At 72.1% G+C, this 3,745-nt stretch carries 2 protein-coding genes and 1 pseudogene; all 3 read right to left on the bottom strand.

From position 1 onward, the window contains the following. A pseudogene (locus tag KBX34_RS32665) lies at positions 1-246 on the bottom strand (antitermination regulator); the annotation flags it as partial. 179 nt (positions 247-425) lie between these two features. Further along, positions 426-2,717, bottom strand: a complete 2,292-nt coding sequence (gene secA2 / locus KBX34_RS32660; RefSeq protein WP_210928931.1) for an accessory Sec system translocase SecA2 — start codon at positions 2,715-2,717, stop codon at positions 426-428. A 123-nt stretch (positions 2,718-2,840) separates the two neighbouring features. Beyond that, a partial coding sequence (locus KBX34_RS32655; protein WP_210928930.1) for an ABC transporter ATP-binding protein occupies positions 2,841-3,745 on the bottom strand: 905 nt, incomplete at its 5' end.

Raw genomic sequence — 3,745 nt, 5'->3', positions numbered from 1 at the left:
CAGGTCGTCCAGCCCGGCCAGCCGCTCGTCGGAGGCGGCCACACCGGCGGGTTCGCCGGCGCGCAGGGCGGTGAACCCGCACCAGCGCACTCCGGCCACGGCGTCCCGGGTGACCCGGACCAGCGCCAGCAGCGCCTCGTCAAAGTCGGTCAGGGCGATCAGGCCGGCGGTCAGCTCGCGTAACAGGGCTGCGGTTTCCAGGACACCGAGGGTCTGCACCACCGGCTCCCGCGTGTCGAGGTTCACCTGTTCGCAGCCTCCGTGCGCCCTCGCGCCCGGCCCGCGATCATCGTCACCTGTGTCATCGTCTGCTCTCTCCCGACTCGACCGACCAGCGCTACTACCCGAGGAAACCTGGGTCGAAACGACGTAAATCGGGGCCCCTGCCGCACGTGGAGGCACGACAGGGGCCCCGGTGGCCTACGTCAGCGCGAGGTGCCGCTGAGTCGCCGCCCGATCGACGCGATCAGCCGGTCCAGCTCGGACCCGAACGGGTTGTCGTGCACCAGGTACGTCCAGGTGGCGGTGGGCCGGACCAGGGTGCCGTCGTCGGGCTGCCAGTCCTCATCGAATTCGGTCTCTGTGAAGGTGGCGATGGTGCGGGCCTCGATCTCCGGGATCAGGTCGTTGAACGCCGGCACGGCGGCCCGGTGGAACTCGTCCAGCGGGTCGAGCCGACCCAGCGCGCGCAGGTGCACGCCCTCGCGGACCTCCGACAACTCGGCCAGGTGCTCGGCCCAGAGCCGGTCCAGGTGGAAGAGCGCGATCGAGCGGGCCGCGCGGGCGAGCAGGTCCTCGTCCATCTCGCCGGCCTTCTCAGGCTCCTTCTCCAGCAGCATCACGGCGGCCACGTCACTGGTCAGCAACCCTTCGCGGCGCGCGGCGAGAGCCCTGCGCTGCTGCTCGATCACCACGCTGTAGCGCCAGGTGTTGCGGTGGATCTCGTGGTTGACGCCCTCGGCGACCCGCTGGGCGTGCTCCACCGCGTAGTCGACCTGCTCGTCGGTCACCAGGCCGTCGGCGTTCATCCGCGGCGACGCCGGCACCGAGTCGGCGGCGTGCCGGACGACCAGGTCGTCCTCCAGGCTGACGAAGAAGACCGAGCCGCCGGGGTCGCCCTGCCGGCCGGCACGACCACGCAGCTGGTCGTCCACCCGGCGGCTGTCGTGCCGGCCGCTGCCGATCACGTAGAGGCCGCCCAGCTCGGCGACCCGCTCCTGGTCGCGGCCGTCGCTGCCGCCCAGTCGGATGTCGACGCCCCGCCCGGCCATCTGGGTGGAAACGGTCACCGCGCCGTACGCGCCCGCCTCGGCGATGATCGCCGCTTCCTCGTCGTCGTTCTTCGCGTTCAGCACGACACAGGGCACCCCGGCCGCGTTGAGACCGGCGGCCAGGCCCTCGGACTCCTTGACGTCCAACGTGCCGACCAGCACCGGCCGCCCCTTGGCGTGCCAGCGCTGGATCTCGTCGATCAGCGCCTCGTCCTTCTCGGCCCGGGTGGCGTAGATGCGGTCCGGCTCGTCCTCGCGGATGCAGGGGGTGTTCGGCGGGATCACCGCGACCTCAAGTCCGAAGAACTCCCGCAGCTGGTCGCCGACCAGCACCGCCGTGGCGGTCATGCCGCAGACCTTCGGGTAGAGCGCGATGTACGCCTGCATGGCGATCGTGCCCAGCACCTCGCCCTCGGCGGTGGCGTCCAGGCCCTCCTTGGCCTCGACCGCGGCCTGGAGCCCGTCCGGCCAGCGGCGGCGCTGGGCCACCCGGCCGCGCATCTCGTCGACCAGCTCGACCGAGCCGTCCCGGACGATGTAATCCACGTCACGGTGCAGCAGAGCGTGCGCGTGCAGCGCCACGTTGACCGCGGAGAGCTGCTCGACGTGCTCCTCGTCGTACAGGTCGATGCCGAGCTTGGCCTCGATGGCGGCCAGGCCGGCGGAGGTGAACGCGACGCTGCGGCCGTCGTCCGCGACCGTGTAGTGCTTGCCCTTGCGCAGGCCACGGACCAGCGCGGCGGCGGCGTGCACCGGGTCCTGCTCGCCCGGCACGGCGCCGGCCAGGACCATCGGCACCCGAGCCTCGTCGATCATGATCGAGTCGGCCTCGTCGACGATCGCGGTGGTCAGGGCCGGTTGCACCCGGTCCTCCACGTCGGTGGCCAGCTGATCGCGCAGGTAGTCGAAGCCCGCCTCGCTGACCGACACGTAGGTGACGTCGCAGGCGTACGCGTCGCGCCGCTCCTGCGGGGTGGAGGCCTCGTTGACCCAGCCGACGGTGAGGCCGAGCAGGGTGTAGACCGGCTCCATCCACTGGGCGTCGCGTCGGGCCAGGTAGTCGTTGATGGTGAGCACGTGCACCGGCCCGTTGCCGAGCCGGACGTGCCCGTACGCGGCGATCGTGGCGGTGAGTGTCTTGCCCTCACCGGTGGCCATCTCGGCGACCTTGCCGGACAACAGCGACATCGCGCCGAGCAGCTGCACGTCGTACGGCCGCTGGTCGAGGCCGCGGCGGGCGGCCTCGCGGCCGATCGCGCAGATCTCCTCGTAACCGGTGGCGGCACCCGCGGCCTCGGTCAGCTCGGCGTCGTCCAGCGCGGCGAGCTCGTCCTCGCGCGCCTCGACAGCCGGCAGCAGCTTCTCCAGCGGAGCAAGATCCACGGTCGAGCCGGGGCGCTGAAGGAACCGCCGGAACTTGCTCTTGAACCGTTGCGACACACCCATGAGCGGCAACGGTACGCGATTCCGGCCGGCTTGCGCGGCCCGGCCGCCGGCAAGTCGACACCGAACGGAGAGAGCACCCCGACCCCGGCGGAGGAGTGCAGGTCGGCCCCCGAACGGACGGAGTCAGCCGACCAGCAGTTGGTGGGTGGCGAGCTCCCGGTAGAGCGGGTCGGTGGCGGTCAGTTCGGCGTGGGTGCCGACGGCCACCACCCGGCCGCCGTCGAGGACGACGATCTGGTCGGCGTCGACGACGGTGGCGAGCCGGTGCGCCACGATCAACAGCGTCCGGCGGACGGCCACCGCGTCGATGGCGCGGCGCAGTGCGGCCTCGTTGCGCGAGTCGAGGTTGCTGGTCGGTTCGTCCAGCAGCAGCACCGGCGGGCCGGCGAGCAGCGCGCGGGCGATCGCCAGTCGCTGCCGCTCACCCCCGGAGAGCAGCACCCCACCCTCCCCCACCTGGACGTTCAGACCTTCGGGGGTGCGCTCGACCAGGTGCGCGAGGTTGACCTCGTCGAGCACCTGGCGCAACCGGTCGTCGGTGGCGTCCGGGGTGGTGATCAGCAGGTTCTCCCGCAGCGTGCCGGCCAGCCCGGGTGCTTCCTGCTCGACGTAGCCGAGCCGGGCCCGCAGCGCGTCGCGGGGCAGGTCCCGGACGTCGTGGCCGTCCAGTCGGACCGCGCCGGCGGTGACCTCGTAGAAGCGCTCGACCAGGGCCAGCAGGGTGGACTTGCCGGCGCCGGAGGGGCCGACAAGCGCGGTACGCGTACCGGCGTGCACCGCGAAGCTGACCTCGTGCAGCACCGGCTCGCCGCCCGGGTAGCCGAACCCCACCCGATCGAACTCGATCATCGGTGCGGGCCGGCGCGGGGTGGTCGTCGCAGCGGCGGGAGCGGCCCGGTCGGCAGCGCCCTCGGCGGGCACGGCCAGGATCTCCTCGATCCGCTGGAGGGCACCCAGACCGGACTGCAACTGGGTGTACGCCCGCAGCACCTGGGCCAGCGGCAGCGCCAGGAGGAACAGGTACATGA

The sequence above is a fragment of the Micromonospora sp. M61 genome (assembly GCF_018070245.1).
Classification (GTDB): domain Bacteria; phylum Actinomycetota; class Actinomycetes; order Mycobacteriales; family Micromonosporaceae; genus Micromonospora; species Micromonospora zamorensis.
Note: the sequence above shows the minus strand (reverse complement) of the source record. Positions and strands in the feature narration are given on the sequence as shown.

Excerpts from the sequence above, each read along its gene's own strand:
- secA2 (WP_210928931.1), bottom strand. The coding sequence starts at position 2,717 with ATGGGTGTGTCGCAACGGTTCAAGAGCAAGTTCCGGCGGTTCCTTCAG.